The 26,095-nt window shown below is 66.2% G+C and carries 29 protein-coding genes; 13 read left to right on the forward strand and 16 right to left on the reverse strand.

Annotation, left to right across the window (positions count from 1 at the left end):
- The first annotated feature begins 69 nt into the window (after positions 1 to 69).
- The 5 genes from CX676_RS17245 (at position 70) to rfbA (ending at position 4,983) form a co-directional block, all read left to right on the forward strand.
- Complete coding sequence (locus CX676_RS17245) at positions 70 to 1,554, forward strand: inorganic phosphate transporter (protein ID WP_101753653.1); 1,485 nt, start codon at positions 70 to 72, stop codon at positions 1,552 to 1,554.
- 93 nt (positions 1,555 to 1,647) lie between these two features.
- Positions 1,648 to 2,205 (forward strand): dTDP-4-dehydrorhamnose 3,5-epimerase, encoded by a 558-nt coding sequence (gene rfbC / locus CX676_RS17250; RefSeq protein WP_101754410.1) that lies wholly within the window; start codon positions 1,648 to 1,650, stop codon positions 2,203 to 2,205.
- Positions 2,205 to 3,245: a dTDP-glucose 4,6-dehydratase gene (gene rfbB, locus CX676_RS17255; protein WP_101753654.1), complete on the forward strand. Its 1,041-nt coding sequence runs from the start codon at positions 2,205 to 2,207 to the stop codon at positions 3,243 to 3,245. Before rfbC ends, rfbB begins: the two co-directional genes overlap by 1 nt.
- A complete protein-coding gene (gene rfbD / locus CX676_RS17260; RefSeq protein ID WP_101753655.1) occupies positions 3,242 to 4,102 on the forward strand; it encodes a dTDP-4-dehydrorhamnose reductase in 861 nt (286 codons plus the stop codon). Before rfbB ends, rfbD begins: the two co-directional genes overlap by 4 nt.
- Complete coding sequence (rfbA, locus tag CX676_RS17265; protein ID WP_101753656.1) at positions 4,099 to 4,983, forward strand: glucose-1-phosphate thymidylyltransferase RfbA; 885 nt, start codon at positions 4,099 to 4,101, stop codon at positions 4,981 to 4,983. Before rfbD ends, rfbA begins: the two co-directional genes overlap by 4 nt.
- Positions 4,984 to 4,989: 6 nt before the next feature.
- On the opposite strand, the gene CX676_RS17270 is transcribed toward rfbA, so the two are convergent.
- The 10 genes from CX676_RS17270 to CX676_RS17315 all read right to left on the reverse strand — a co-directional run bounded on the left by CX676_RS17270 (position 4,990) and on the right by CX676_RS17315 (position 10,695).
- Positions 4,990 to 5,931, reverse strand: coding sequence for a glycosyltransferase family 2 protein (locus tag CX676_RS17270; protein WP_101753657.1), 942 nt, complete (start codon positions 5,929 to 5,931; stop codon positions 4,990 to 4,992).
- An 84-nt stretch (positions 5,932 to 6,015) separates the two neighbouring features.
- Complete coding sequence (locus tag CX676_RS17275) at positions 6,016 to 6,648, reverse strand: hypothetical protein (protein WP_101753658.1); 633 nt, start codon at positions 6,646 to 6,648, stop codon at positions 6,016 to 6,018.
- 12 nt (positions 6,649 to 6,660) lie between these two features.
- Entirely contained in the window at positions 6,661 to 7,386 is a 726-nt protein-coding gene (gene flgH / locus CX676_RS17280; protein ID WP_101753659.1) for a flagellar basal body L-ring protein FlgH, read from the reverse strand.
- 13 nt (positions 7,387 to 7,399) lie between these two features.
- On the reverse strand, positions 7,400 to 7,810 hold the full coding sequence (gene flgA, locus CX676_RS17285) for a flagellar basal body P-ring formation chaperone FlgA (protein WP_101753660.1): 411 nt from the start codon (positions 7,808 to 7,810) through the stop codon (positions 7,400 to 7,402).
- Positions 7,810 to 8,595, reverse strand: a complete 786-nt coding sequence (gene flgG, locus CX676_RS17290; protein ID WP_101753661.1) for a flagellar basal-body rod protein FlgG — start codon at positions 8,593 to 8,595, stop codon at positions 7,810 to 7,812. The genes flgA and flgG overlap by 1 nt, the downstream gene beginning before the upstream one ends.
- Before the next feature lie 11 nt (positions 8,596 to 8,606).
- On the reverse strand, positions 8,607 to 9,320 hold the full coding sequence (locus CX676_RS17295) for a flagellar hook-basal body complex protein (protein WP_101753662.1): 714 nt from the start codon (positions 9,318 to 9,320) through the stop codon (positions 8,607 to 8,609).
- A gap of 3 nt (positions 9,321 to 9,323) precedes the next feature.
- The gene (locus tag CX676_RS17300) at positions 9,324 to 9,590 is read right to left on the reverse strand and encodes a flagellar biosynthetic protein FliQ (RefSeq protein ID WP_101753663.1); all 267 of its coding nucleotides are present in this window, start codon (positions 9,588 to 9,590) and stop codon (positions 9,324 to 9,326) included.
- Between the two features lie 9 nt (positions 9,591 to 9,599).
- Complete coding sequence (locus CX676_RS17305) at positions 9,600 to 9,893, reverse strand: flagellar hook-basal body complex protein FliE (RefSeq protein ID WP_101753664.1); 294 nt, start codon at positions 9,891 to 9,893, stop codon at positions 9,600 to 9,602.
- An 11-nt stretch (positions 9,894 to 9,904) separates the two neighbouring features.
- Positions 9,905 to 10,297 carry a flagellar basal body rod protein FlgC gene (flgC, locus tag CX676_RS17310; protein WP_101753665.1) on the reverse strand — a complete coding sequence of 131 codons (393 nt, stop codon included), beginning with the start codon at positions 10,295 to 10,297 and terminating at the stop codon, positions 9,905 to 9,907.
- Positions 10,298 to 10,305: 8 nt separating this feature from the next.
- Positions 10,306 to 10,695 (reverse strand): FlgB family protein, encoded by a 390-nt coding sequence (locus CX676_RS17315; protein WP_101753666.1) that lies wholly within the window; start codon positions 10,693 to 10,695, stop codon positions 10,306 to 10,308.
- A gap of 98 nt (positions 10,696 to 10,793) precedes the next feature.
- Between CX676_RS17315 and CX676_RS17320 the strand changes: the two genes are divergently transcribed.
- Positions 10,794 to 12,131, forward strand: a complete 1,338-nt coding sequence (locus CX676_RS17320; RefSeq protein WP_101753667.1) for a FliI/YscN family ATPase — start codon at positions 10,794 to 10,796, stop codon at positions 12,129 to 12,131.
- A 117-nt stretch (positions 12,132 to 12,248) separates the two neighbouring features.
- Positions 12,249 to 12,980, forward strand: a complete 732-nt coding sequence (locus CX676_RS17325) for a Crp/Fnr family transcriptional regulator (RefSeq protein ID WP_101753668.1) — start codon at positions 12,249 to 12,251, stop codon at positions 12,978 to 12,980.
- A gap of 10 nt (positions 12,981 to 12,990) precedes the next feature.
- Here the strand turns inward: CX676_RS17325 and CX676_RS17330 are convergent, their stop codons facing one another.
- Together CX676_RS17330 and CX676_RS17335 are read right to left on the reverse strand one after the other, a co-directional pair.
- Positions 12,991 to 13,977, reverse strand: coding sequence for an extensin-like domain-containing protein (locus CX676_RS17330; RefSeq protein WP_232816508.1), 987 nt, complete (start codon positions 13,975 to 13,977; stop codon positions 12,991 to 12,993).
- Positions 13,974 to 15,353 (reverse strand): L,D-transpeptidase family protein, encoded by a 1,380-nt coding sequence (locus CX676_RS17335; RefSeq protein WP_101753669.1) that lies wholly within the window; start codon positions 15,351 to 15,353, stop codon positions 13,974 to 13,976. Before CX676_RS17335 ends, CX676_RS17330 begins: the two co-directional genes overlap by 4 nt.
- 189 nt (positions 15,354 to 15,542) lie before the next feature.
- On the opposite strand from CX676_RS17335, the gene CX676_RS17340 reads away from it, so the two are divergent.
- The gene (locus tag CX676_RS17340) at positions 15,543 to 15,953 is read left to right on the forward strand and encodes a PaaI family thioesterase (protein ID WP_101753670.1); all 411 of its coding nucleotides are present in this window, start codon (positions 15,543 to 15,545) and stop codon (positions 15,951 to 15,953) included.
- A 28-nt stretch (positions 15,954 to 15,981) separates the two neighbouring features.
- On the opposite strand, the gene CX676_RS17345 is transcribed toward CX676_RS17340, so the two are convergent.
- Positions 15,982 to 16,737 (reverse strand): GntR family transcriptional regulator, encoded by a 756-nt coding sequence (locus tag CX676_RS17345; RefSeq protein ID WP_198590235.1) that lies wholly within the window; start codon positions 16,735 to 16,737, stop codon positions 15,982 to 15,984.
- A gap of 220 nt (positions 16,738 to 16,957) precedes the next feature.
- Here CX676_RS17345 and CX676_RS17350 point away from each other — a divergent pair, with 220 nt between their 5' ends.
- The 5 genes from CX676_RS17350 to CX676_RS17370 all read left to right on the forward strand — a co-directional run bounded on the left by CX676_RS17350 (position 16,958) and on the right by CX676_RS17370 (position 22,242).
- Positions 16,958 to 18,163, forward strand: a complete 1,206-nt coding sequence (locus CX676_RS17350) for an MFS transporter (RefSeq protein ID WP_101753672.1) — start codon at positions 16,958 to 16,960, stop codon at positions 18,161 to 18,163.
- Positions 18,160 to 19,902: a glycosyl transferase family 90 gene (locus CX676_RS17355; protein WP_101753673.1), complete on the forward strand. Its 1,743-nt coding sequence runs from the start codon at positions 18,160 to 18,162 to the stop codon at positions 19,900 to 19,902. The genes CX676_RS17350 and CX676_RS17355 overlap by 4 nt, the downstream gene beginning before the upstream one ends.
- 10 nt (positions 19,903 to 19,912) lie before the next feature.
- Positions 19,913 to 20,392, forward strand: a complete 480-nt coding sequence (locus CX676_RS17360) for an ureidoglycolate lyase (RefSeq protein WP_101753674.1) — start codon at positions 19,913 to 19,915, stop codon at positions 20,390 to 20,392.
- Positions 20,389 to 21,021 carry a ribonuclease HII gene (locus tag CX676_RS17365; protein WP_101753675.1) on the forward strand — a complete coding sequence of 211 codons (633 nt, stop codon included), beginning with the start codon at positions 20,389 to 20,391 and terminating at the stop codon, positions 21,019 to 21,021. The genes CX676_RS17360 and CX676_RS17365 overlap by 4 nt, the downstream gene beginning before the upstream one ends.
- A gap of 90 nt (positions 21,022 to 21,111) precedes the next feature.
- Positions 21,112 to 22,242 (forward strand): site-specific DNA-methyltransferase, encoded by a 1,131-nt coding sequence (locus CX676_RS17370; RefSeq protein WP_101753676.1) that lies wholly within the window; start codon positions 21,112 to 21,114, stop codon positions 22,240 to 22,242.
- Positions 22,243 to 22,347: 105 nt separating this feature from the next.
- Here CX676_RS17370 and CX676_RS17375 read toward each other — a convergent pair whose 3' ends face one another.
- The 3 genes from CX676_RS17375 to CX676_RS17385 all read right to left on the reverse strand — a co-directional run bounded on the left by CX676_RS17375 (position 22,348) and on the right by CX676_RS17385 (position 26,075).
- Positions 22,348 to 23,772 (reverse strand): DUF2235 domain-containing protein, encoded by a 1,425-nt coding sequence (locus CX676_RS17375; protein WP_101753677.1) that lies wholly within the window; start codon positions 23,770 to 23,772, stop codon positions 22,348 to 22,350.
- Positions 23,773 to 23,900: 128 nt separating this feature from the next.
- Complete coding sequence (locus tag CX676_RS17380; RefSeq protein ID WP_408634491.1) at positions 23,901 to 25,034, reverse strand: alkane 1-monooxygenase; 1,134 nt, start codon at positions 25,032 to 25,034, stop codon at positions 23,901 to 23,903.
- 15 nt (positions 25,035 to 25,049) lie between these two features.
- Positions 25,050 to 26,075 (reverse strand): A/G-specific adenine glycosylase, encoded by a 1,026-nt coding sequence (locus CX676_RS17385; RefSeq protein WP_101753679.1) that lies wholly within the window; start codon positions 26,073 to 26,075, stop codon positions 25,050 to 25,052.
- Between the last annotated feature and the right edge of the window lie 20 nt (positions 26,076 to 26,095).

A 26,095-nucleotide genomic window follows, 5' to 3' on the forward strand; every position in this document is an offset into this window, starting at 1 on the left:
AGTTGATCCAAGGACTGTTGCGCTATTGTCAGAATTTGCTAGGGCGAGGGCCTGACCACGAGGAACGACATGAGCCGGATCGAAGACGAAGCCCGCCATCTTGAAACACTGGACCGTGACCTTGGCCGGTTCTCGACCCTGGAAAACGCCGCCGCCTATGCGGCACGGCCGATGGTGGCGCCCGGCATCGCGCTGGTCTTCATCCTGCTGGCCGGGCTGATCGCCGGGCTGACCATCGGCCTGTCGGGAAATTCGCTGATCGTCATCATCGCGGCGGTGTTTGGCGCCTACATGGCGCTGAACATCGGCGCTAATGACGTTGCCAACAACATGGGGCCGGCGGTCGGTGCCAATGCCCTGACCATGGGCGGGGCCATCGCCATCGCCGCCATCTTCGAAAGCGCCGGGGCGCTGATTGCCGGGGGCGACGTGGTCTCGACCATCGCCAAGGGCATCGTCGCGCCCGAGGCGATGGCTACGCCCGAAACCTTCATGTGGGCGATGATGGCGGCGCTGTTGTCCTCGGCGCTGTGGGTGAACCTCGCCACCTGGATCGGCGCGCCGGTCTCGACCACGCATTCGGTCGTGGGGGGCGTGATGGGCGCGGGCATCGCCTCGGCCGGGCTTGGCGTGGTTAACTGGTCGATGATGACCACGATCGCCGCCAGCTGGGTCATCTCGCCGCTGCTGGGCGGCCTGATCGCCGTTGCTTTTCTTTGGTTTATCAAGGCCCGGATCATCTATCAGCCCGACAAGATCGCCGCCGCGCGGGTCTGGGTGCCGGTGCTGGTCGGCATCATGGCGGGGGTGTTCTCGGCTTACCTGGTGCTGAAGGGGCTGAAACAGCTGATCCATGTATCGATGGGCGTCTCGCTCCTGACCGGGCTGGTCATCGGCATCGTGACCTGGGCGGTGATGATCCCGGTGATCCGCCGCCAGTCGGCCGGGCTGGAGAATCGCAACAAGTCGCTGAAGGTGCTGTTCGGCATCCCGCTGATCGTCTCGGCGGCGCTCTTGAGCTTTGCCCATGGCGCCAATGACGTGGCGAATGCCGTGGGTCCGCTGGCGGCCATCGTCGCCACCGCGCAGTCGGGTGCGCTGACCGATGCGGTGGGCATCCCGACCTGGGTCATGCTGATCGGTGCCTTCGGCATCAGTTTCGGCCTGTTCCTCTTTGGCCCCAAGCTGATCCGCATGGTCGGCAACCAGATCACCAAGCTGAACCCGATGCGCGCCTATTGCGTGGCGCTGTCGGCGGCGCTGACGGTGATCGTCGCCAGCTGGCTGGGCCTGCCGGTCAGTTCTACCCATATCGCCGTGGGCGGGGTCTTCGGCGTCGGCTTCTTCCGCGAATGGGACACCGAGCGGCGGTTGCGCCAAGCCCGCGAGGCGATGCCCGACAATCCGCCGCTGCCGCCCGAGGAACGCCGCCGCCGCAAGCTGGTGCGTCGCTCGCATTTCCTGACCATCATTGCGGCCTGGGTCATCACCGTGCCCGCCGCCGCGCTGCTGTCGGCGCTGCTGTTCCTGGTGATCGATTTCATTGCCGGTTGAGGCGGTTAGCAGGGCATCGAGAGAGCGGAGAGCGGGCGTGCATTCCGGCTCGTCCCGTGGCAATAAAGGCTCAAATATGAGTGTTCGACCATGATGCAGATTGAAAGAACTGCGATATCCGAAGTCTTGATCCTGACCCCAGCACGACGTGGGGACGAGCGGGGATTCTTTGCAGAAAGCTGGAATCGCAAGACGCTGCGCGAGGCCGGGGTGGACCTGCCCGAGTTCGTGCAGGACAACCATTCACTGTCTCGTCAGGCAGGCACCCTGCGGGGCCTACACTATCAGGCACCACCTCATGCCCAGGGCAAGCTGGTTCGCTGTGGCCGGGGCAGCCTCTTCGACGTTGTCGTCGATGCACGGCGGAGTAGCCCGACCTACGGGCAATGGATCGGCGTCGAACTGAGCTTCGAGAACGGCCGTCAGATCTGGGTGCCGGCGGGCTTTTTGCATGGCTTTGTCACCCGCGAGCCGGATACCGAGGTCATTTACAAATGCACCGATTACTATGATCGGGCCAGCGAGGGCGCGGTGCGCTGGAACAGCACTGGCATCGACTGGGGCGTCAGCGATCCGCTGCTGTCGGACAAGGATCGTGTCGCCACTTCCTTTGCCGACTGGCAGTCGCCCTTTGCCTATGGGGAGTTCTGATGAAGATTCTCGTTACCGGCGGGGCCGGGTTCATTGGTTCCGCGGTGGTGCGGCTGGCCGTTGCACGCGGCCATGAGGTCGTCAACCTGGACGCGCTGACCTATGCCGCGAACCTCGCCAATGTCGCGCCGGTAGCGGAGAGCAATCTCTACAGTTTCGAAGAGGCCGACATCCGCGACCGCGCCGCGCTGGATCGCATCTTCTCGACCCACAATCCCGATGTGGTCATGCATCTGGCCGCCGAAAGCCATGTCGACCGTTCGATCGACGGGCCGGGGGCCTTCATCGAGACCAACATCCTCGGCACCTATAACCTGCTGGAAGCAGCGCGGGCCAACTGGATCTCCCAGGGTCGCCCTGAAAGCTTCCGCTTTCACCACATCTCGACCGACGAGGTCTTCGGCTCGCTTGGCGAGACCGGCCAGTTCACCGAAGAAACCCCCTACGACCCGCGCAGCCCCTATTCGGCCAGCAAGGCGGGGTCCGACCACCTGGTCCGTGCCTGGCACGAGACCTATGGCCTGCCAGTCGTCCTGACCAATTGCTCGAACAATTACGGCCCCTATCACTTCCCCGAGAAGCTGGTGCCGGTGGTGATCCTCAAGGCGCTGGCTGGCAAGCCGATCCCGGTCTATGGCGATGGCGGCAATATCCGCGACTGGCTTTATGTCGAGGATCATGCCGTTGCGTTGCTGCTGGTTGCCGAGAAGGGCGAGCTCGGTCGCAGCTACAATATCGGTGGCGAGAACGAGGCAAGGAACATCGATCTGGTGCGCACCATCTGCGCCCATATGGACGAGATGAACCCTGCGGGCGCGCCGCATGAGCGGCTGATCACCTTCGTCACCGACCGCCCCGGTCATGACCGCCGCTATGCCATCGACCCGACCCGCATCCGCGACGAGCTGGGCTGGCGTCCCTCGGTCACGGTCGAGGAGGGGCTACGCCGCACCGTCTCCTGGTATCTCGAGAATCGCGACTGGTGGGAACCGCTGCTGACCCGTTCCGGTGTGGGCCAGCGTCTGGGAAAAGCCGGATGAGCGGCGGGCTTCTGGTCTTTGGCCGCAGCGGGCAGGTGGCGCGGGAATTGCAGCGCCGCGCGCCGGAGGCGATGTTCCTGGGCCGTGAAGCCGTCGACCTGACCGATCCCGCCGCCTGCGCCGCCGTGATTGCGCAAAGCGATTGCGGCGCCGTCATCAATGCCGCCGCCTATACCGCCGTCGACCGCGCCGAGACCGACGCTGAAACCGCCCGGCTGGTCAATGCCGAGGCCCCCGCCGCCATGGCCCGCGCGGCTGCGGCCAAGGGCGTGCCTTTCCTCCATGTCTCGACCGACTACGTCTTCGACGGCTCGGGCGAGACGGCGCGCGACGAGACCGCACCGACGGCGCCGCTGGGGGCGTATGGCGCCACCAAGCGCGCGGGCGAAGAGGCGATTGCGGCGGCTGGCGGGCAATGGGCGGTGATGCGCACCTCCTGGGTGTTTTCCGCCCATGGCGCGAATTTCGTCAAGACCATGCTGCGGCTCGGGGCCGAGCGCGACCGGCTGACCATCGTCGCCGACCAGATCGGCGGCCCGACGCCGGCGGGCGACATTGCCACCGCGCTGCTGGCCATGGCCGGGCAGATGGTCGCGGACCCGCAGAAGGGCGGACTCTACCATTTTGCCGGCGCGCCTGATACCAGCTGGGCCGATTTTGCCCGCGCGATCTTCCGGCTCTCGGGCCTGACGACCAAGGTCGTCGATATCCCCAGCAGCGACTATCCCACCCCCGCGCGCCGGCCGCTGAACTCGCGGCTCGACTGCCACCGCATCACCACCGATTTCGGCGTCGCGCGCCCCGACTGGCAGGCCGGTCTGGCGCAGGTGCTGGCCGAATTGAAGGGAAACCCATGACCAATCGCAAGGGCATCATTCTGGCCGGTGGCTCGGGCACGCGGCTTTATCCGATCACCATGGGCGTGTCGAAGCAGCTGCTGCCCATCTATGACAAGCCAATGATCTATTACCCGATCTCGGTGCTGATGCTGGCCGGCATCCGCGAGATCGCCATCATCACCACGCCGGACGACCAGAGCCAGTTCCAGCGTCTGCTGGGCGATGGCAGCCAATGGGGTCTGCATTTCGAATGGATCATCCAGCCCTCGCCCGACGGGTTGGCCCAAGCCTATCTGCTGACCCGCGATTTCCTCGCCGGCGCGCCCTCGGCCATGGTGCTGGGGGACAATATCTTCTTCGGTCACGGGCTCAGCGAGGCGCTGGTGAATGCCGATGCCCGCGAGACCGGCGGCACCGTTTTCGGCTACCAGGTGGTCGATCCCGAGCGTTATGGCGTGGTCACTTTCGATTCCGAGTGGAAAGCCACATCGATCATCGAAAAGCCCAAGGTTCCGCCATCGAACTATGCTGTCACCGGGCTCTATTTCCTCGACGGTACCGCGCCCGACCGCGCGGCCCTGATCAAGCCCTCGGAGCGTAACGAGCTGGAAATCACCACCCTGCTGGAAACCTATCTCGCCGACGGGCTCCTGTCGGTCGAGCGGATGGGGCGCGGCTATGCCTGGCTGGACACCGGCACCCATGAAAGCCTGCTCGATGCCGGCAATTTCGTCCGCACGCTGGAGCGGCGGCAGGGGCTGCAGACGGGCTGTCCCGAAGAGATTGCCTTCGAAAAGGGCTGGATCGATGCCCACCAGCTGGCCGAGCGCGCGAAACTGTTCGCGAAGAACGATTACGGCGCCTACCTGATGCGCCTCTTGCCCGATACGCGCGGCTGATCGGGCTCAGGCCGGCCGCCGCAAGCGCCCGGTCAGGGCGGCAAGGCGCAACGCGACATCGCCGCTGCCGGTCTGGCGATAGAGGCCAAGCCGGCTGATCTCGCGCAGGGCCAGCGGACCGGGCAGGGTCAGCATCTGGTCGAACCGGGCCAAAAGCGCGCTATTCTCGGGCGTCAGCAGGTCCGGCACCGCGGCAAGCGCATCGACATTCGCCGCGAGCCAGGAACCATAGTCGCCCTGCATCAGCATGGTCAGCCGTCGCCAGCGCCCCGAGGCGGTATCGTTCCGACCCATGACGTTGGACGCGTGCTGGCGGTAGAGCAGCGAGGGTTCGGGATCAAAGATCACCTCGCCCCCGGCAGCGCTGACCACCTGGTAGGCCCACCAGTCATGCGCCTCGATCCCGTGTTCGATGGCGCTTGCCGCGCCGCGCTTCAGCAGCGCCGCCGCCGCCGGGGTAAAGACGCTGCTGTTGCCCGGCGTGCAGGCCTGAACCAGCGCGTTGCGAAAGCCGTGCGGCCGCGTGAAATGGCGCGACGGGGTGCGGTTCTGCAGGTTGGCATCGCAGATCATGGTGCGGGCGCAATAGAGGACCGGACCCGTTCGCCCGGCCAGATGCGCGGCGGCGCGGACCATCTTCTGCGGCAGCCAGACATCGTCCTGATCGGAAAAGGCCAGTGGCACATTCGCCGGTACAGCCTCGACCAGGTGCAGGAAATTACGCGTCGCCCCGGCCCGCGGCCCGTCGATCAGCCGCACCCGGTCGGCCCCGTGGCGCGTCTGGAAGTCCGCGCAGATGGCCCGGCTGTCATCTGTTGACCCGTCATCCGAGATGATCAGCCGCCAGTCGCTGCGCTCCTGCGCAGCGAAGCTGTCCAGCTGTTCCGACAGGTGCAGCCCGCCATTGTAGACGGCAAGAAGGATGGTGACGGGTGGCAGATCGGGCATGGCTGACGACAGGAAATGACCTCTTGTCCCTAGCGCGTTCCTGCCGCCGATTGCAATTGCCGGCGGTGACGGGCGCCTACCCGATCAGGTGCCTGCCAGACCGATATCCTCGATCAGCACGGCATGGACGGCCGTGCCGGAGGCATCGACCGCTGCCTTGAGCAAGGCTGCGCGCAGCCGGTCCAGCTTGGGTGCGTCGGTATAGTTGCCGGAGAAACCGCCGGTATTGGCATGGACGATCAGCGCCCTCAGTAGCGCATCGCGCAGGTGATGTTCGTGGTTCTCGATCGTCGTCCTTTCGGCCTCGGTGGTTTCGATCGAGATGGTCAGCACCATGATCCCGCCGATCTCGCCGCGCGCGACCAGTGGCACGAAGAACTGGTTCGGGAAGCTGAACCAGGCGGGGGCGTTTCCGCCCTCGCTTTCGCCGGAGCCGTGCCCGGACCCGCCATGGCCTGACTGGTCTGCGCCATGGGCCTCGGTCTCCTCGGCGCCGTGGCCCCCCTCCGCTGCCGGCTCGCCGTCCGGCGCAGCATGATCGCCTTCGGCTTCGGCCTTGCCCTCGGTGGCAGGATGTTCCCCCTCCGCAGCAGCATGCTCACCCTCTGCCGCCGTTTCGTCGGCTTTCGCCTCGGGCTGCGGTGCCAGAAGATCTCCGCCCACCGCGCCTCCGACCAGCGCGAGGACAGGAAGAATCCAGATAAGTTTCTTCAGCATCGCATCAGGACCTCAATAGGGCAGCAGAATATCGGCGACCTGCTGGCCATAGCGCGGCTGCTGCACGTCGCTGATCTGGCCCCGCCCGCCATAAGAGATCCGCGCCCCGGCAATCCGGTCATAGGCGATCTCGTTGCGGCTGCTGATATCGGCGGGGCGGACGAAGCCGCTGACGGTCAGCTCGCGCAGTTCGTAATTCACCCGCACCTCCTGGCTGCCCTCGATCTGCAGCACGCCATTCGGCAGCGTGTCGAGAACCGTCGCCGCCACCCGCAGGGTCAGCTTCTCGCGGCGTGAGACATTGCCCTCGCCGGCATAGGTCGAGCTGGAATTCGCATCGACCAGATCCTCCATGCTGGCACCCTCGGGCAGCTTGGCGTCGATCCGCTGCGGCAGGCCCGCCAGCGCGGGGATGTTCACCTTGTCGCCGGCCTTGCGCGAGCGCTGCGAACTGTTCGAGATCTCGGCCTTGTCGTCGATCTGGATCACCACGGTCAGGATGTCGCCGCGCATGGTGGCGCGACGGTCGGCGACCAGCGAGGCCGGTTGCGCGGTCCAGAGCGAGGCTGCCGCTTCGGGCCGGCCGGTGCTGGGCGGTAGCAGCAGCGGCGGCTCGGTCATGGCGATGAATTCGGTCGATTGCCGGGGTGGGGTGATGTCGGGCGCCTGTCCCAGGTTGGCGACGCGGCTGCAGGCCGACAGGGACAGGAGCAGAAGGAAAAGCGGCAGGGCTTTCATCGGTTGTCTTTCCTCAGCGCGAGATCTGCAGGCGGCCATCGGGGGCGATCAGCGCGCTGACGGTCTGGTGCGTGTCCAGCGTCATCACCGCGATTACCTCGCCGGCGCTGCCTTCGGACAGGGCGCGCCCGCTGGTCTCGATCAGCAGCGTGCCGCTGCGATAGACAAGCGGCGCGATCTGGTTGCGGGCGATCAGCTGCGGCATCTGCAATTGTGCCGGCGTGACCGGCCGGCCGGCATAGAGGACGAAGCGGGTCTGCAACCCGATCATCGCCTCGGTTTCGACGGCATCGCCGCCGGGTGCGGGCAGCAGGTCGCCCGGACCGATCACGGTGCCCGCGGGCAGGGTGCGGGCGGCGGTGACGCCCTCGGCATTGGCAGCCAGCGGGGCCAGCAGCGCGGCCAGAACCATCAGCCGCCGCATCAGCGCACCTGCACGGTTGCGCCCAGCATCTGGTCGGCGGCGGTGATGACCTTGGCATTCAACTCGTATCCGCGCTGCGCCTTGATCAACTCGGTGATCTCGCGCACCGCATCGACCGAGCTTTCCTCGAGATAGCCCTGGCGCAGGGTGCCAAGGCCGCTTTGCCCCGGCGTCGCCACCATCGGCGCGCCCGAGGCGCCGGTCTCCAGGAACAGGTTCGAGCCGATCGCCTCGAGCCCCTTCTCGTTCGAGAAGCTGGCGAGCGTCAGCTGGCCCAGCATGGTCGGCTGGACCTGGTCGGCGAAATAGGCCCAGACCTCGCCCGCCGCGTTGATGCTGATCTTGCGGGCATCGTCGGGGATGGTGATCTCGGGGGTCACGGCATAGCCGTCCGAGGTGACGACCAGCCCCTCGGGCGATCGCTTCAGCCCGCCATCGCGGGTATAGCCCGAGGTTCCCGAGGGCAGGCGCACCTCGAGATAGCCGTCCCCGTCGATGGCCAGGTCCAGATCGCCATTGGTTTCGCTCAGCGATCCCTGCTGCAGGTTCACGCTGACGGCGGTGGGCCGCACGCCGAGGCCCAGCTGCACACCGGCCGGGATGACGGTGCCGTCCGAGGCGGTGATGCTGCCGGGCCGCGTCGCCTGCTGGTAATGCAGGTCGGCAAACTCGGCGCGGCGGGCGTTGTAGCCGGTGGTCGACATGTTCGCGAGGTTGTTCGAGATCACCTCGACGCGGGTCTGCTGGGCGCTCATGCCGGTGGCGGCGATCTGCAATGCTCTCATGGTCGGGCCTTTCAGCGGCTGAGGGCGGTGATGGTCGAGCGGATGCGCTGGTCCTCGCGGTCGAGGAAGGACTGGCCCAGCTCATAGGCACGCTGGACCTCGATCATGCGGCTGATCTCGAAGACCGGATCGACGTTGGATTCCTCCAGAAATCCCTGGCGGATACCGGTTGCCTCGGCGGGCAGAACCGCGCCGTCATAGGCGAACAGCGTCCCGCCCTGGTGGGTCAGCTGGGTATCGTCCGCGTTGAACAGCCCGACCTTGCCGACGGGTTGGCCATTGGCCGAGATGGTGCCATCGGCGCCCACGTCGATCTGGCCGGCACCGGGAGGAATGGTGATCGGCGCCTCGCCCTCGTCGAGAAGGCGGTTGCCATCGGCATTCATCAACTCGCCCTCGGGCGACGGCATGAACGCGCCGGCGCGAGTCAGGCGGTTGCCCTCGGGGGTGGAGACCATGAAGAAGCCTTCGCCCTCGATCCCCAGGTCGAAGGCGCCATTGGTCTGGCCGAGGACCGACTGGCGCAGATCGACCAGCCGTCCACGCGCATCGGCCATCGACAGGCCCTCGCCCCGGCGGTCGAGCCGGGTCAGGTGCTCGGCGAAGATCACGCCCTCGCGGCGAAAGCCGGTGGTATTGGCATTGGCGATGTTGTTGGCGACCACGCGCATCTCGCGCATCAGCCCGGATTGCCGCGTCAGGGCAGCATAGATGCCGTTCTCCATGGCTCAGCCCCCGGCGATCAGCGGGATGATCTGCCCGGTGTAGAAATCGGACAGGGCGGTGGTCATGAAGCTCATGGTGACCCAGAAGACCGCCAGCATCAGCCCGACCTTGGGGACGAAGGTGATGGTCATCTCCTGCACCGAGGTCAGCGCCTGGAAAAGGCCGATGGCCACCCCCACCACCAGCGCCACCGCCAGCATCGGGGCCGAGATGCGCACCGCCAGCAATAGCGCCTGGCGCATCATGTCAAAGAGGATCAGCTCGTCCATGGCAGCGGCTCAGACCGGCATCCGCAGGATTTCCTGGTAGGCCTCGACCACCTTGTCGCGGATCGCCACCACGGTCTGCAGCGCCAGTTCGGCCTCGGCCAGCGACTGCACCAGCTGATGCGTCGGCGCCGTGCCGGTCATGGCGCCGGTCGCGGCGTTGTCCACGCGGTCCATGACGCGGGTGAAGTCCTGCGCCATGGCGGCGAAATCGGGACCGGAAGATGGGGGCGCAGCCTTGGCGGTGCCGGTGATGGCGCTGCGTGCGGCGGAATAGGCCTGGCCGGCCTGTGCGGCGGTGATCATCTGAAATCCTTTCAGCGACGGAGAAGGTCGAGCAGTGACGCGCTCATCTGTCGGCTCTGCTCGAACATGCGAAGATTGGCCTCGTAGCTGCGGCTGGCCTCGCGCGAGTCGGCGATCTCGACCACCAGGTCGACATTCGAGCCATCGTAGTAGCCCGCTTCGTCGGCCAGCGGATTTGCGGGGTCGAAGATGCGCGGCAGCGCGGTCTGGTCCAGCATCGCCCGCGAGGCCTCGACCTCACCGGTGGGCCGACCAAAGGCGACCGTTTCGTCAAAGCTGACCAGCTTGCGGCGATAGCCCGGCGTATCGGCATTGGCGATGTTTTCCGAGATATGGCGCAGCCGGTCGGCCTGCGCCTGCATCCCGGACGCCGCGAGGCGCAGGGCAGAGACGGGTTCCGTCATGGTGGGTCTCAGCCCCGCCGGCCGATACTGGTGCGCAGCATGTCGAGCGCCGAGCGATAGACACCAAGCGACAGGTCATGTTCGCTGCGCAGTTCCGCCGTCTTGACCATCTCGGTTTCCAGCGAAACCGAGTTGCCATTGGGCGAGATCTCGCCCTGATCCGCCAAGGTGCGGGCAATGCCGCCGCCCGTGAACGGGTCGGTGAGATGGCGCGGGTTGGTGCCGCGCAGCGGGTCCGCCGCCACGGCACGATAGCTGGCCGCGAAGGGCGCCAGATCGCGCGCCAGGTATCCGGGCGTGTCGGCATTGGCGATGTTGCGGGCCACGACGGTTTGCCGCTGTGCTGCGTGATCGGTCATGGCGCGGCTCATGCTGATCAGTTCGATTCGGTCAAACACCGAGGTTTCTCCTCTGTTCCGATAACCCGGTCTTAACCCCAAGAGGTTTAGAAACCGTTTCGGCAGGCCCGGACTGGCCGCGCGCGGAGCAACGGAAAATGGATAAAATTGCAGCGATCGTCGAGCGGATGCGGCAGGCGAGTTTCGTCACCCGCTATGGTCGTGTTACCGGCATCCGCGCCGGGATCATCGGCATCGCCGGGCTGGACGGGCTGGCCTCGGTCGGCGACCGGGTGTCACTAGCACTGGGCGCGCGACTGATCACGGGCGAGGTCGTGGCGCTGGCCCCCGGCCTGACCACCATCCTTCCCGAAGGCAACATCGAGGGCTTGTCTATCGGGGTCGAGGCGCGGTTGATCGGCGCCCCGGTCATCGCACCCTCGGACGCCTGGATCGGGCGTATCGTCGATCCGCTGGGGAAGCCGCTGGACGGTCGCCCGCTGCCGCGGGGTCTGGTTGCGCGGCCCTATCGCGCGCTTGCTCCTGCGGCAACCGACCGCCGCAGGCTGGGGTCCCGGCTGGCGACCGGGCTTGCGGTATTTGACACGCTGCTGCCGCTGGTCAGGGGGCAGCGGATGGGCCTTTTCGCCGGTTCGGGCGTGGGCAAGTCGACGCTGCTCTCGTCGCTGGCGCGCGGGGTCGAGGCGGATGTTGTGGTCATTGCCATGATCGGCGAGCGCGGTCGCGAACTGCGCGAATTCGTCGAGGAGACACTAGGGGCCGACGGGATGCGGCGGGCGGTGATCGTCACCGCGACGTCGGACCAGTCGCCGCTGATGCGGCGGCGCTGTGCCTGGGCGGCGATGTCGGTGGCCGAGCATTTCCGCGATCAGGGGCGGCATGTGCTGTTCCTGGCCGATTCCATCACCCGTTTCGCCGAGGCCCATCGCGAGATCGCGCTGTCGGCGGGCGAGCAGGCCAGCGACCGGGGCTTTCCGCCCTCGACCGCGAACATGATCATGTCGCTGGCCGAACGCGCCGGTCCGGGCGTCGAGGGGACGGGCGACATCACCGGCATCTTCAGCGTGCTGGTCGCCGGCTCGGACATGGAGGAGCCGATCGCCGACATCCTGCGCGGAGTTCTGGACGGGCATGTGGTGCTGGACCGCGCCATTGCCGAGCGCGGGCGCTTTCCGGCCATCGACGTGGTGCGCTCGGTCTCGCGCTCGTTGCCGGCAGCGGCGAGCCTGTCCGAGAACCGCCAGATCGCCCATGCGCGCGCGGCGCTTGGCGCCTATGCCGAGTCTGAACTGATGATCCGCGCAGGGCTTTATGCACCCGGTTCAGACGCCAAGTTGGACGAGGCGGTGAAACTTTATCCCCGTCTCGACAGTTTCATTTCCCTGAGGCGCGACAGTGTCGCTGACAGCTTTGTGGCATTGGCCGAGGCCCTGCGCCTGCCAGCCCGAGGCGGGGTGACGCAGCGTTCGGGTTGAGTGACTGCAACCGATTTCGCGCTGTGTGCTTAATCATTGTTAGTTGTTTGGAAGCGGCCATTGCACCGGCCAGAGCGATTTGCAACTGTCCGCGCGGTCCAGCAAACGAGGAGCGGAATGGCTATAACCGAGTATTTCATCCGCTATCTTCAACGGCGTGATGAGATTGGCGAAAAAGACCTGGAGCGGCTTCGGTCGATGAAGACGGAGCATGTCAGCTTTCGCCCCGGAGAAGTCATTGTGCCGGTCGACCGGATCGCCAATCGCAGCTGCATGATGCTGCAGGGCATGTCGGCGCGCTCGCACCAGCTGTCGGGCCGGCCGGACGAGCGGGTGATCACCGCCGTCCATGTTCCGGGTGATTTCGTCGATCTGCATGGCTTCGTGCTGGCCGGCCTCGAACATTCGGTCATATCGCTGGGTCCGACCGAGATCGAATTCGTCGATCACGAGGAACTGGTCGAGATCACCGAAAGCTATCCGCATCTGACGCGGCTCTTGTGGATGTCGACGCTGATCGACGCCGCTGTGCACCGGCAATGGCTGGTCGCCGCAGCTTCGCTGCGGTCAAGCGCGCATCTGGCGCATCTGCTCTGCGAGATCTACACCCGGCTGAGCGCTGTGGGTGCTGCCGACAACTATCGCTTCACCCTGCCGCTTTTGCAGCGGGAACTGGCGGATATCCTTGGCTATTCGCCGATTCACATCAACCGCGCCGTGCGTGATCTGCGGGATCGCGGGTTGCTGCGCTGGAACGGCAACGAGGTGGAGATCCTGGACTGGGCCGGCCTGGTCAAGTTGGCCCGCTTCGATCCGACCTATCTCGACATGGAAAAGCACCGGCGCTAAGCGGCCTCCGCTATTGGCAGAGCCGCCAGCCGCCGTTCCGGGCGGCGATATCCAGATGCAGGTGGTCATTGTGGCTGGCATTGCTGCCGGGGCCAAGCACCGTGGTGAATTCAAGGCAGGCGGCGCCACGCACCGCGCGCTGGAAGGATTCCACCAGGTCGCCGCTGTCCTGACGCGGTTCGACCGGCAGGGGCGGTCCATCGTGGAAAGTGAAGGCGCTGATGTCGATGGCGTTGCCGAAGGCATGTTCGGACAGCTTCGCCTCGGCCTCGGCCTCGCCGCCGACGCGGCCACGGCAGTCATAGGTGGTGCCAAGCTGCACCCCGGAGAGGCGCGGCGCATCGGGCAGACGCGCAACGGCGGGGCGGACGAAATCGCGCATCCAGAATCCAAGCGAACGCGCAGTGTCGCAGCGCATCGCCGCGCCTCCTTGCAGTGCGATCCCGGGCAGGATCTCGGTCACCCGGATCGGCCGGGCGATGCCGCAATCGCGCTGGTCGGGCTGACTGATCGTGGCAATCTCCTCGTAGACGCTGCCCAGATCATGCAGCGCCAGAAGGCAGGCGGCGTAGTCGAAATCGCTTTCGCGCAGGGTCTCGCGGACCGGCGGGCCTTTCGGCTCTGCGGGCGGTTCAGGCGCGGCGGTTTCCTCGGGCGGGATCAGGCGGCCGACCGGTTTCGGATCGTCGGGGGGCGTTGTGCTGGCTTCGGGTTCCGGCTCGGCCCCGGCTTCGGCCTCAGGGCCATCGGCAGGAGGCTCTGCGGGCGTGGAGTCGGGCCGTGCGACGGGCAGGGTGGCATCGACGGCATCATCCGCTGCCTCCTCCGCCGCCTCAGCCGGTTTCTCTGGCGGCGCGGGTGCGGGTTGGGCCGCCTCGGCCTGCACCGGCTTTTCGGGTGGCCGCTCGGCACCGGCAGGGTCGGGGACGGCTTGAGCCGCCGCCATGCCGGCCATCAGCGCCAGCACCAGTCCCGCGCCTGCCGTTCGTGCCGTCACTGGCCCTCGGCCTCGGTCGGTGGCGTGACGGTGCCTTCGGCCAGCGCCTTGGCCAGCGCCGCGCTCAGCGCATCGGTATCCAGCAATTGCTGGTCCTCGGCGTCGGCGGTCTCGCTTTCGATCTCGGTCGTGTCCTCGTGCACGCGTCCCGGCAGTGGTGCCGTGGCCGCCTCGGGCAGGGCGGTGGTCGCCGGGTCGGGCAGGGTGGTCGTGGTGACTGCCGGGGTCGTGGTGGTGGCTGCGGGGGCCTCGGTGGGCAGGGCCAGCGGCGCGGTGGTCGCGGTCGTCGCTGCCGGGTCGGTGGTCGTCGCCGGCGTCGTGGTCGGAGCGGTCGCGCCAACCGACGTCGTCGGGGCCACATAGCCCGTCACATCGGCAATGGTCACGCCCGGCTCGAGGAATTCCACCGTGGTGACGCCGCCCTTGACCATGCCGGCCAGTTCGCGCGCATCCCAGTTGGTCAGGCGCACGCAGCCATTAGACTGGTTGACGAACAGCTTCGAGGGCGTCGGCGTACCATGGATGCCATAGGTGGGCTTCGACAGGTCGATCCAGACATTGCCGACCGGTCCGTTCGGCCCCGGCGGCACGATCAGCACCTTGTCATTGTTGCCCTGCTTGAAATTGATGTTCGGGTTGTAGGTATAGGTCGGGTCCAGCGCGACCGTGACCACGGTATGATTGCCGGCGGGCGAGGGCGTCGCGTCCGAGCCCACAGTCGCCGGGTAATCCACCACCATCTTGCCCTGCGCGTCATAGGCGGCGACGCGGCGGGTGGCCTTGTCGACGATGATGCGGGTGACCTGCTTCTTGATCGGCTGCGCCGTCACCATGACCTTGATGGTCGAGCCGGGCACCAGCGCCACGCCGGGGTTGAGGAAACTGATGAACTTGTCGTCCATGTGGAAGCGTTCGCCCAGCTTCTCGGCGACGCTGGTATAGGCCATGGCCGACATGGCCGCCTTCTCGGCGTAATCCGTGGGGATCGCGTCGACCAACCCCTCGGCATCGCTCTGGGTGATGGTGTAATTCATCGTCATGCCCTGCGTGGCATAGGGTTGCAGCAGGTCCCAAACTTGCTGGTCCAGCACGCCGTCGATCACCAGCCCCTCGCGCCGCTCGAAGGCCTTGATGGCGCTTTCGCTCATCCCGCCCTTGAAGCCGTCGATAACCCCGGGCGAGGTGCCCGAGCGGTCGAGCAGGATCTGCACCTTCGCGGTCAGGGGCGTGCGACCGCGCACCAGATCAGCGCCAGTAAAGGTCGCCATCTCGATATCGGCGGCGCTGAAGGGCTTGTCGACCGGTTGCGCCATCGCAAGGACCGGCAACGCGCCGGCGACGAGGGTTGCGAGCAGGGAAACAGGGCGCAGGGTCATCAGGCTCTCCGAAGTGGCGGTCCGGGCAATGTCCCTTGTTCGGCAGGATTTTGCCAGTGGTGCGGGCCGTCAAATTTTGGTCATGTCGTCGCGGCGACACGCGGAATTTCCGCCGGCCGCCCGGTCTTGAACCCCTGCAGCCCTGCCGATACCCCTGAAGCCGGGAACGGGCGAGGAGAGGGGACAGCCATGCAGGACGGCATCATCCGCGACGAGACCGGCGCGCAGACGCTGATCGGCTATGTGCTGGATGTGGGGCAGGGCGATGGCCGGGCGCGATGCCATCTCGAAATCGGGCCGCAGCACCTGAACCGGCAGGATGGTCTGCATGGCGGCATCGCCATGTCGGTTCTGGACAATGCGCTTGGCGCGACGGCCAGCCTGTCGGTCGATGACACTGGCCGCCAGCCCTTCACCACCCTGTCGCTGACGGTCAGCTTTCTGGCGCCGGGTCGTCCGGGCCGTGCCGTGGCCGAAGGCTGGATCACCGGGGGTGGTCGCAAGACCCTGTTCCTTGAGGGTACGCTGACCCACGAGGATGGCACCGTCATCGCCCGGGCGCAGGGCGTGTTCAAGAAAAGCGAGAAGGGCCCGAAGTAACGGGCCGCAGGCTCAGCCCGCCATCCGCTCAGCGGTCATAGACCAGCCGGTGGCCCGGCGGAAAGGATTGTCGCGAAAAGGCGACGGGAGTGCTGTCTGACCAGTCGGTCCGCTCGATCGTCAGCACCGGGGTGCCGGGCCGCAGGTTCATCGTCTCGGCGCTGCCCTCTTCGATTGGCAGGGCCATGATGGCGATACGGCCGTGATTGGGATGGATGGCATGTTCCAGCCATTCCTCGGCCGAGCCTTCGGACAGGTCGACGCCATCGAGATCGGGCAGGGCGGCGATGTTCAGCCAGGTCACCTGGCAGCAATAGGGCACCTGGTCGGCCAGGAAAGCGGCGTTGACATATTGCACAGGGTCGCCGCTGGCGATCTGCAGGTTCCGGGCAATGCCCGAGGGCGCGCCGATCCGCTCGCTCCGCAAGAGGCGATAGCTGAAGGCGGCGCCAAGCGCCTGGATATCGCTGCGGATGGCCGAAATCTCGCGGCTGGCCTTGAGGCTGGGCGAGGCCGAGACCCGGGTGCCGACCTTGCGCCGACGCTCGACGATGCCGTTCTCGGCGAGGTCGCGCAGCGCCCGGTTCACCGTCGCCCGGGCACAGCCCCATTCGGTCGCCAGTTGCTTCTCGGTGGGAATCAGTTTGCCGGCGGACCATTCCTGTGACCGGATTCGCGCCAGGACCTCGTTGCGAACCGCCTGCCAGGTCGTGGTGCTGCGTCCCGCGAGTTCGGGGCTGACACCGCGCAGGCCCGTGGCGGCCTCTGCTGGTAACCGACTCATGCTTGAACTGCTTTTCTTCATAGGCGGATGGAACCCATTGTCCTAAAACCGAACTCGGCTTGGAAGCTATCTAAAAGACTATCCGAACTGAACTAAATTGTTCGGAAAAATCGAGGTTTTTGAAGTTCGGCAGTTTGCTGCCGAATTGCGATGTTCAAGCAGGGACGCGGCTGGTAGTAGAATTGCACAATACGCAAGTTTTTATGGACGGATTGCTCCCATGGCGATGACCCGGCAGCAAACAGGCGCCCCGGCGCAGGCGACGGCGTGGCTGGTGCTGTGGTCGATCAGCATTTGCCACATGATCAACGATGTCATGCAGTCGATGCTGTCATCGATCTACCCGCTGCTGCAGGCCGAGTTCTCGCTGGATTACACCCAGATCGGGCTGCTGACGGCGGGCTTCCAGATCACCGCCTCGCTGCTGCAACCGGTGGTGGGTTCGATCACCGACCGGCATCCGCAGCCGCGCTCGCTGCCGCTTGGCATGGCGTCAACCTTTGTGGGCGTGATCCTGCTGGCGACGGCGCATCAATATTCCATGCTGCTGGCGGGGGCGATGCTGATCGGCATCGGCTCGGCGGTGTTCCACCCCGAAAGCTCGCGGGTGGCGCGCATCGCCTCGGGCGGCCGCTTCGGCACGGCGCAATCGCTGTTCCAGCTGGGCGGCAATTTCGGCCAGTCACTGGGGCCGCTGCTGGCCGCCTTCGTGGTGGTGCCGCTGGGTCGTCCCTCGGTTGCCTGGTTCGCGGTGGCCGCGGCACTTGGCGCGGCAGTCCTGTGGCGGGTCGGTGACTGGGCCGAGGGCCGCCGCCGCGCCGCCAAGGCCACGCCCGCGCCTGCCCTGACGCTGCCGCGTGCCGTGGTGATCCGGGCAATCGTCGTTCTGGCCATTCTCGTCTTCACCAAGAACATCTATACCGCTGCCATGAACAGCTATCTGACCTTCTTCGTCATCGACCGCTTTGGCCTTGGCACGCAGGGCGCGCAGATCGTGCTGTTCCTGTTCCTCGCGGGCATGGCCGCTGGCGTTATGCTGGGCGGCATTGTCGGCGACCGGATCGGGGCGCTGAAGGTGATCTGGTTCTCGATCCTCGGCGTGCTGCCCTTCACCCTCATGCTGCCGCATGTCGGGCTGGTGGCAACCGGCGTCCTCTGCGTGGTGATCGGGTTGATCCTCGCCTCGGCCTTCCCGGCCATCGTGGTCTTCGCGCAGGAACTGGTGCCGGGGCGCACCGGCACGATTGCCGGGCTGTTCTTCGGTTTCGCCTTCGGCATGGGCGGCATCGCCGCCGCCATGCTGGGGGTGCTGGCCGATGCGACCAGCATCCGTTTCGTCTTCCTGCTCTGCTCGGTGCTGCCGGTGCTGGGGGTGCTGACGATCTTCCTGCCCCGCCTCAGCCGGCTTGAACCCGGGGCGGCATGACGCCTGACGGTCCGCAGTTTCTGCATATCAGTCCCGACTGGTGCGGAGAGGAGCGGCTGGCGCAGATCTTCCGCCGGAACGGGCTCTCGGTGCTGCACAACGATGGGGGCGCGCTGGCCGAGACGCTGATGATGGCGCGGGCGAAGGGCCAGAAGCCCCCACGGTCCTTGCGCGATGCGAACCTGTTGACCGGGCTGCACCGCGTCAACAATCCGGCCCGCCCGCCGCTCGAGGCTTGGCGGGTGCTGGATTATCTCGTGAAGTCCTTTCCGAAGGCGTACTTCATCCTGACCACCCGTGACCTAGATGGCTGGATCCTCGACCGGATGACGCGGGACGCTGGCGTGATCGCCCGCTGCTATGCTCATCATCTGGACCTGCCCGAGGAGGCGCTGACCGATTGCTGGCGACGTGATTGGCAGGAACACCTGGCTGCGGTCGATGCGCTTCTGGGCGATGATCCGCGGCTGATCCGGGTGAATATGGAGCAGGAAACGCCGGCTGCCTTCTGTCAGCGGCTGACGCAGATCTTGCCACAGCCGTTCGACCAGTCGCCGGATTACGACAGCTGGCAGTCCGAAGACCGGACTCCGCTGGATCAGCGCCTTGCCACGTCGATGGACCGCCCTCACCCCGGCCCCGAACGGGAAGATCCCGAACTGGTCGAGGACCTGGCGCGGTTCTGCCTGAAGGGCCTGGGCCCCGGCGGCGTGGGAATTGGCGATGTCTCGGGCATCTATGTCGATTGGGACGGTCGGGACGGGGTGCGCGACCGGAAAGCTGCGCCCTTGCCCTTTGCGATCGGCAAGGGCGCAGGCGACGGCACGCCGATCATGATGACCGCGCGTGGCCATGAACGAAAATGGGCGCGGCCCGAGGGGGTAATGAACGACGTCCTGCGGCTTGGCCGCGCCGATCCCTTGCGCATCGACATGCAGGATGCCCGCCGCTTCAACGAGAATTCGGGCGGCCCGCCGAGCCTGCCGATCCTCGCCTATAACCGCCGCGAGGGCGCGCGGAACATCGCGCTTTGGCCCTTGCCCGGGCAGCACGAGATCGCCGCCCCCGGCCAGCCCTGCGCCGAATCCCCGGACCGCATCCCCTTCGACGAGAAAGAGGACCGTCTGGTCTGGCGAGGCCATATCTCGGGCAGTGCTGTGCCGCGCGATGGCCTGCCTCGCCGGCCCGTGCATCAGCTTCTGGACCAGTTGCGCGCGGCCGGCGATGAACAGCCATTGCAGGGCGAGATCTTCGCGCGCCTCTGCGATGTGCCGCGTCTGGCCTTCCTGCGGCGTTGGATCGATCATCCCGATGTCGATATCGGCATGGTCCTCGCCTGGCGCTTCCGCGATCTGGCATGCCATCCGCTGCTGGCTCCCTACGCACGCCCACGTGCCGGTGGAAGCTTTTTCCAGCGCTTTCGCTATCAGCTGACGCTTGCGGGCTATGACCACGGCTCGAACTTCATCGGCGCGATCAACGCGAACTCGGTGCTGCTGAAAGAGGAGGATGGCTGGGAGGTCTATTATTCCGGGCGTTTCACGCCATGGGTTCACTACATCCCGGTCAGCCTGTATTGCGTGGACCTCGAGGAAAAGCTGGCATGGGCGCGGGCAAACCCCGCGCGCTGCAAGGAGATGTCGGCCGCCGCCCGGACCGAGGTGGCGCGTCTGGCCAATCCCGCCGCCCGCCGGCAATTCCTGAGCCGCATTCTGGACGGCCTTGCCGCCCTTCGCTGAGAGGAAACCGATGACCACGATCACCGCAAAGCCCATCACCGCCGAGGCCTTCGCCCCCTATGGCGAGCTTCTGACCGCGCGCCCGGCGCCCGACCGGTTCATCAATGCCGGGCGCTGCGAGCGTCATCATGCGCTGGCCACGGTCGAGCGCGGAGAGGGTGAGGCGATCATATCCATCTTCCGCTCCGAGCCGGTCAGCCTGCCCTATGACTGCGCGCTGCTGGAGCGGCATCCGCTGGGGTCGCAGGCCTTCATGCCGCTTGGCCCCGATGCCTGGCTGTCGGTCGTGGCCCCGGACGAGGGCGGCAAGCCCGGCGCGCCGCTGGCCTTCATCGTGCCCGCCGGCATGGGGGTGAACCTCCGCGCGGGTGTCTGGCATGGTGTTCTGACGCCGCTGGACCGCGCCGCCGATTTTCTGGTGGTGGACCGTGAGGGCAATGGGGTGAACCTTGAGGAGGTGGTTATCGCGCCGGTGACGATCACCGCATGAGCGCCCCCGATTTCAGCTTTGAAGCCGCGGCGCTAGACCGCGGGGCGCGGCGCGTGGCCGGGGTCGATGAGGTCGGGCGCGGGCCGCTGGCCGGGCCGGTGACGGCCTGCGCGGTGGTCCTGGACCCCGGCCTCATTCCCGAGGGGTTGAACGACTCGAAGAAGCTGACGGCGGCCCGGCGCGAGGCGCTGGCCGAATGGGTGATGCAGAACTGCGACTGGTCCGCCGCCCATGTCAGCGTCGAGGAGATCGACCGGTTGAACATCCTGCAGGCCTCGCATCTGGCGATGGTTCGGGCGGTCGCGGGGCTGGCGACGCCGCCTTGCCATGTGCTGGTCGATGGCAATCGCCTGCCGCGCGATCTGACCCTGCCGGCGGAAGCCGTGATCAAGGGCGATGCCCGCTGTCTCAGCATTGCCGCCGCCTCGATCGTGGCCAAGGTGTTGCGCGACCGCATCATGGAGGATTTGGCGCAACAACATCCCGGATATGGCTGGGAGGTGAATGCGGGCTATCCGACGCCGGAGCATAAACGCGCGCTCCTAGATATGGGCGTTACCCCACATCATAGACGGTCGTTCAAGCCGGTGCACAATATCTTGTGTCGAGATGAAATCGCAACCCATTGATTCAATAAAGAAATTGACGCCGAATCGCCTCTGACTCATGATCTGAACCACACAGACCGGCACCAAATGTCGGCATTGAAGGGCAGAGCGATGACGACGACCAAAGACAAGCGCGCGGTTTCCGCGCGGCCACTTCCGCTGAACCAGATTCTGGCCGGGGACTGCATCGAGATCATGAACAGCCTGCCCGAGGGCAGCGTTGACCTGATCTTTGCTGATCCCCCATACAACCTGCAGCTGAAGGGCGATCTGCACCGCCCCGATAATTCCAAGGTCGATGCCGTCGACGATCACTGGGACCAGTTCTCCAACTTTGCCGTCTATGACAAGTTCACCCGCGACTGGCTGGCCGCCGCGCGCCGGCTGTTGAAGCCGAACGGGGCAATTTGGGTCATCGGCAGCTATCACAACATCTTCCGCGTCGGCGCCGAGCTGCAGAACCAGGGCTACTGGATCATGAATGACGTGATCTGGCGCAAGTCGAACCCGATGCCGAACTTCCGTGGCAAGCGGCTGACCAATGCCCATGAGACGATGATCTGGGCCAGCAAGTCCGAGGACAGCAAGTACACCTTCAATTACGAGGCGCTGAAATCGCTGAATGAAGGCGTGCAGATGCGCTCGGACTGGGTGATCCCGATCTGCAATGGCGGCGAGCGGCTGAAGGATGCGCAGGGCGACAAGGCCCACCCGACCCAGAAGCCCGAGGCGCTGCTGCACCGCGTGCTGGTCGGCACGACCAATCCGGGCGATGTCGTGTTGGATCCGTTCTTCGGCACCGGCACCACCGGCGCGGTCGCCAAGATGCTGGGCCGAGATTTCATCGGCATCGAGCGCGAGGAAGCCTATCGCGAAGTGGCCGAGAAACGCCTGTCCCGCATCCGCAAGTTTGACAGCGAGGCCATCGCCACGATCAAGCCGAAACGGGCCGAGCCGCGCGTGCCCTTCGGCCAGGTGATCGAGCGCGGGATGCTGCGCCCGGGCGAGGAGTTGTATTCCATCGGCAACCGCCACAAGGCCAAGGTCCGCGCCGATGGCAGCCTGATCGGCAATGACGTGAAGGGTTCGATCCACCAGGTCGGGGCCGCGCTGGAAGGCGCGCCCAGCTGCAATGGCTGGACCTATTGGCATTACCGCCGCGAGGGCAAGATGATCCCCATCGACATCCTGCGCCAGCAGATCCGGGCCGAGATGGAGGTCGACGAGACCCGTCCGCACTGACCCGATCTACCAGTTTCGCCAGCGTTCCGCCCGCATAGCCGCAGGGCCGGAACGACCTTGCCCCGCCGTCGCAAGATGGCGGGGTTTTTTCGTGGTAGGGCTGGCCTATTGGTAAAGGTGTTTTGCCGCTTCATGAACCCGTAAGGGTTCAGGGCGATAGGGCCGGATCTCGCCCAAATGCGAGACGGCCGGCGCGTTCAGCCGCTCGAGGACGGATGGATGCAGGGTCGCCGTTGCCGGGATGGCCCGCGCCGCGACCGGCCAGCGGCGGCTGATCGGGCCGATGCGGAAGGCAAAGGCCTCCTCATGCTGCATCCCCAGCGGGTCCGCGGTGCGATACAGCATCGCGTCATTGATCTGCACCTCGGGCACGCAATCGCGCAATTCGTCGACCATCCAGGACAGGGCGATATCGCTCAGACGCGATTCCGGCTCGGGATAGCTGCCGCCGATATCGCTGTGACAGCCGGCAAACCAGACCTGCTTCAACCAGCAGGGACTGCGGCCATCGGCCTTCTGCGCCTCGGCTGCCATGCCCCATTCGACGCGCGGAAAGGTCTTGCGCCGTTCGTCGATGGAAAGCGCATGGCGGGCATGGCCGACGTCGGAATCGAGCCAGCGGTCATAGTTCTGCAGGTTCCAGGTGGCGTAGTGGCCATTTCGCCAGATCTGCGGCCAGTCGCCAATCCGGCGGATGCTCAGCGGGTGGTTCTCGTCAGGTGAAAAGTACTTCCACTGCGACCATTTCAGCCGGACATACCAGATCGCGATCACGGCCAGAACGGTGATGAGCGGCGCGCCCACGAGCCAGTTCCAGTTCGACAGGATCAGCGCCGCCACCATCACCAGCATCAGGAAGACGACGATCCCCACGGCCAGCGCCACCATCGGCACGCCAAGGGCGGCGACCGTGTCGAAGACGCCGATGAAGCTGGGCTGAACATTGCCCTGCACATCCTCGGCAGCATCGGGATCGAAGCTGCCATACTTGCGCCGGAAGCGGCGGCCCAACTCCTCGCGTTGCGCCAGAAAAGGCTGTTGCCCGCGCGGACGGCCATTGCCGTGGTTATAGACCTTGTTTACCGCCTCGCCGGCGATCTGGTGCAGGGCTGGCCCGAAGCGCGGAATCGGTCCGCCATCCGGCATCCGGGTCGGAATGCCGCAGACATTCATCACGTTGGCGGTGGCGCGGACGGTATAGGCGCCGCGCGAAAAGCCGATCAGCAGCACCCGGTCGCCCGGCTCGTACCAGGACAGGATGGCGGCATAGCAATCGGTGACGTTCTCATCGATCCCGGTGCCGAAGGCGGCGGCAAGGATGTTCTTCAACCGCCTGAGGGTGAAGCCGCCGGCCTCGCCCGAACCCAGACCCGGCTCGTAGAAGCAAACCTGCTCATGCGGACTGATCGGCGAGGACGGGTCGGGGCGCATCGCCCGGTACATCTTGTAGACATTCGACAGGCGCTGATCGGGCTTCAGGCCGCCAAGCTGCCCGGTCCCGTCGGCGAAGATCAGGATATTTTTCGGCATCGCGCGCCCCGCGTTTACCTTGCCCGGTCATTCTCGCAGGGTGCGAGTAAAGGTCAATCGGACTCTTCAGTTCAGATATGCAATCTGCGGCTGTTCCAGGGCACCGGCAGTCGCCGTCATCGCGCGGCCTACAGCGCCCCACGCGGCATCGGCAATTCGCCCCGGTTATACGGCCCCCAATCCGTAACCTCGGGATAGAACTGCCGCCGCCAGGCCCGCACCCTCGGGTTCATCTGCCGCCGCCAGAGGGGCGGGATCAGCGCCATCAGCCCCATGATCGGATAGCCGATCGGCAGTTGCGGCGCCTCGTCCGGGCCATAGGTCTGCAGTAAGGGAAAGCGGCGGTCGGGCTTGTAATGGTGGTCCGAATGGCGCTGCAGGTTGATCAAGAGCCAGTTGGTCGCGCTTTGCGCCGCGTTCCATGAATGGCGCGGCTTGATATGCTCATAGCGGCCATCGCCCAGATATTTGCGGGTCAGCCCGTAATGCTCGACGTAGTTGGTCAACTCCAGCTGCCAGATCGCCACCAGCGCCTGCCACAGGAACAGGACCAGCCCCAGCCACCCGCCCAGAGCCAGCGCCAGTGCCAGCATCGCCCCCTGCAGCACCGCATAGCGCCAGAACGGATTGCGCCGGTCGGTCACCGGCCGTCCGGCGCGGGCCAGCAGGTTCCGCTCGGCCCGCCAGGCGCTGCCCGGGCCATCGCGCAGCACCCGGTAGAAAAAGCGGTGGAACCCCTCGTTATAGCGTGCCGAGACCGCGTCGCGGGGGGTGCCGACCCAGGCGTGGTGGACCAGCATGTGTTCGCTGCGGAAATGGGAATAGAGCGTCGAGGCCAGCAGCAGGTCACCCAGCCAGCGCTCGGTCCGGTTTCTCTGGTGCAGAAGCTCGTGGGCATAGACGATGCCGATGCTGCCCGACATGATGCCGATGCCGAAGAAGAGGCCGGCCAGTTCCCAGCCCGACAGATCGCCGCGATGGGTCACATACCAGATCGCCCCGAAGATCGTCAGGAACTGCAGCGGGAACCAGATCAACGTGATCGCGCGGTGCCAGAACAGCGCGGCCTCGGCAGTGCCGGTGTCGGGGTTTCGCTCGTTCTGGCCCAGCACCGCGTCAAGCCCGGTGGTCAGATACCACGCATAGCCCGGCAGCAGGGCCCACCACCATCCGCCCCATGCTGTTGCCAGCGCGGCCAGTGGCACCAGCCCCAGCGACATCCAGAAGGGCAGGGCAGCGGGCAGGGGCGGGGTGGTCGTCATGGTCATGGTGCCATCCTAATCCCCGCCCGGCACCTGCACCATATCCCAGACCTTGCGCATCAACCCCGGCAGGTCCGAGGGGCGGAAATGCCGCAGCTCCATCAGTTCCCCGCGTTCGGGCGGGCCGGCCAGATCGCCCGCCATGACCGTCAGGATCAGGTTGAAATGGGTGAACACATGCCGCACCTCGCCGACCTCGCGCCAGTCAGCCGGACCGGGGGGCGGCAGGTCGCTGCCATCCCAGCCTGTCGAGGGAAAGGCCAGCGTGCCGCCCAGAAGCCCCTTGGCCGGTCGGCGCTCCAGCAACAGGCGCGGGCCGTCGCGCCCGAGCCAGGCGATGCCGGTTCGGGTCGGCTTCTCGGGTTTCGGTGCGCGGCGGGGCAGATCGGCGGCGATGCCCTGTGCGCGGGCGGCGCAATGGTCGATCAGCGGACAGATGCCGCAGGCGGGGCTGCGGGGCGTGCAGATGGTCGCGCCCAGATCCATCATCGCTTGCGCGAAATCGCCCGGCCGCTGCGTGGGCGTCAGCGTCGCCGCCAGATCGCGCAGGCGTGGCTTCACCCCGGGCATCGGCTCGGTCACGGCGAAAAGCCGCGCCACCACCCGCTCGACATTGCCGTCGACGACCGTCTCGGGCTGGTCATAGGCGATGGCCGAAATGGCGGCGGCAGTATAGGGGCCGATGCCCGGCAGGGCCTGCAACCCTTCGCGCGTCGTCGGAAAGCCCCCCGCAGCGGTCACCGCCCGCGCGCAGGCCAGAAGGTTGCGGGCGCGGGCGTAATAGCCAAGCCCCGCCCATTCGCCCATCACCTGCGCGTCCTCGGCAGCGGCCAGCGCGTCGACCGTCGGCCAGAGCGCGGTGAAGCGCTCGAAATAGGCCCTCACCGCCGCCACGGTGGTCTGCTGCAGCATGATCTCGGACAGCCAGACGCGATAGGGATCGGCCACGCCCGCGCCCGGCGGCACGCGCCACGGCAGCACCCGGGCATGGCGGTCATACCAGCCCAGAAGCAGCGGGGCGATCACCGAGCCGTCACGCATAATTCAGAGATGTTTCAAGC

The organism is Paracoccus zhejiangensis, from assembly GCF_002847445.1.
GTDB classification, from domain to species: domain Bacteria; phylum Pseudomonadota; class Alphaproteobacteria; order Rhodobacterales; family Rhodobacteraceae; genus Paracoccus; species Paracoccus zhejiangensis.

Bases quoted from the DNA above. Each gene is read 5' to 3' on its own strand.
- rfbA (WP_101753656.1), top strand. From the start codon at position 4,099: ATGACCAATCGCAAGGGCATCATTCTGGCCGGTGGCTCGGGCACGCGG.
- CX676_RS17350 (WP_101753672.1), top strand. From the start codon at position 16,958: ATGGCGATGACCCGGCAGCAAACAGGCGCCCCGGCGCAGGCGACGGCG.
- CX676_RS17245 (WP_101753653.1), top strand. From the start codon at position 70: ATGAGCCGGATCGAAGACGAAGCCCGCCATCTTGAAACACTGGACCGT.
- flgA (WP_101753660.1), bottom strand. From the start codon at position 7,810: ATGCGGCGGCTGATGGTTCTGGCCGCGCTGCTGGCCCCGCTGGCTGCC.
- CX676_RS17380 (WP_408634491.1), bottom strand. From the start codon at position 25,034: ATGACGACCACCCCGCCCCTGCCCGCTGCCCTGCCCTTCTGGATGTCG.
- CX676_RS17340 (WP_101753670.1), top strand. From the start codon at position 15,543: ATGCAGGACGGCATCATCCGCGACGAGACCGGCGCGCAGACGCTGATC.
- CX676_RS17365 (WP_101753675.1), top strand. From the start codon at position 20,389: ATGAGCGCCCCCGATTTCAGCTTTGAAGCCGCGGCGCTAGACCGCGGG.
- CX676_RS17295 (WP_101753662.1), bottom strand. From the start codon at position 9,320: ATGGAGAACGGCATCTATGCTGCCCTGACGCGGCAATCCGGGCTGATG.
- CX676_RS17270 (WP_101753657.1), bottom strand. From the start codon at position 5,931: ATGCCCGATCTGCCACCCGTCACCATCCTTCTTGCCGTCTACAATGGC.
- flgG (WP_101753661.1), bottom strand. From the start codon at position 8,595: ATGAGAGCATTGCAGATCGCCGCCACCGGCATGAGCGCCCAGCAGACC.
- CX676_RS17275 (WP_101753658.1), bottom strand. From the start codon at position 6,648: ATGCTGAAGAAACTTATCTGGATTCTTCCTGTCCTCGCGCTGGTCGGA.
- CX676_RS17355 (WP_101753673.1), top strand. From the start codon at position 18,160: ATGACGCCTGACGGTCCGCAGTTTCTGCATATCAGTCCCGACTGGTGC.
- CX676_RS17345 (WP_198590235.1), bottom strand. From the start codon at position 16,737: ATGAGTCGGTTACCAGCAGAGGCCGCCACGGGCCTGCGCGGTGTCAGC.
- CX676_RS17320 (WP_101753667.1), top strand. From the start codon at position 10,794: ATGGATAAAATTGCAGCGATCGTCGAGCGGATGCGGCAGGCGAGTTTC.
- CX676_RS17360 (WP_101753674.1), top strand. From the start codon at position 19,913: ATGACCACGATCACCGCAAAGCCCATCACCGCCGAGGCCTTCGCCCCC.
- CX676_RS17325 (WP_101753668.1), top strand. From the start codon at position 12,249: ATGGCTATAACCGAGTATTTCATCCGCTATCTTCAACGGCGTGATGAG.
- CX676_RS17300 (WP_101753663.1), bottom strand. From the start codon at position 9,590: ATGGACGAGCTGATCCTCTTTGACATGATGCGCCAGGCGCTATTGCTG.
- flgH (WP_101753659.1), bottom strand. From the start codon at position 7,386: ATGAAAGCCCTGCCGCTTTTCCTTCTGCTCCTGTCCCTGTCGGCCTGC.
- CX676_RS17305 (WP_101753664.1), bottom strand. From the start codon at position 9,893: ATGATCACCGCCGCACAGGCCGGCCAGGCCTATTCCGCCGCACGCAGC.
- CX676_RS17375 (WP_101753677.1), bottom strand. From the start codon at position 23,772: ATGCCGAAAAATATCCTGATCTTCGCCGACGGGACCGGGCAGCTTGGC.
- rfbD (WP_101753655.1), top strand. From the start codon at position 3,242: ATGAGCGGCGGGCTTCTGGTCTTTGGCCGCAGCGGGCAGGTGGCGCGG.
- flgC (WP_101753665.1), bottom strand. From the start codon at position 10,297: ATGACGGAACCCGTCTCTGCCCTGCGCCTCGCGGCGTCCGGGATGCAG.
- rfbC (WP_101754410.1), top strand. From the start codon at position 1,648: ATGCAGATTGAAAGAACTGCGATATCCGAAGTCTTGATCCTGACCCCA.
- CX676_RS17370 (WP_101753676.1), top strand. From the start codon at position 21,112: ATGACGACGACCAAAGACAAGCGCGCGGTTTCCGCGCGGCCACTTCCG.
- CX676_RS17385 (WP_101753679.1), bottom strand. From the start codon at position 26,075: ATGCGTGACGGCTCGGTGATCGCCCCGCTGCTTCTGGGCTGGTATGAC.
- CX676_RS17335 (WP_101753669.1), bottom strand. From the start codon at position 15,353: ATGACCCTGCGCCCTGTTTCCCTGCTCGCAACCCTCGTCGCCGGCGCG.
- rfbB (WP_101753654.1), top strand. From the start codon at position 2,205: ATGAAGATTCTCGTTACCGGCGGGGCCGGGTTCATTGGTTCCGCGGTG.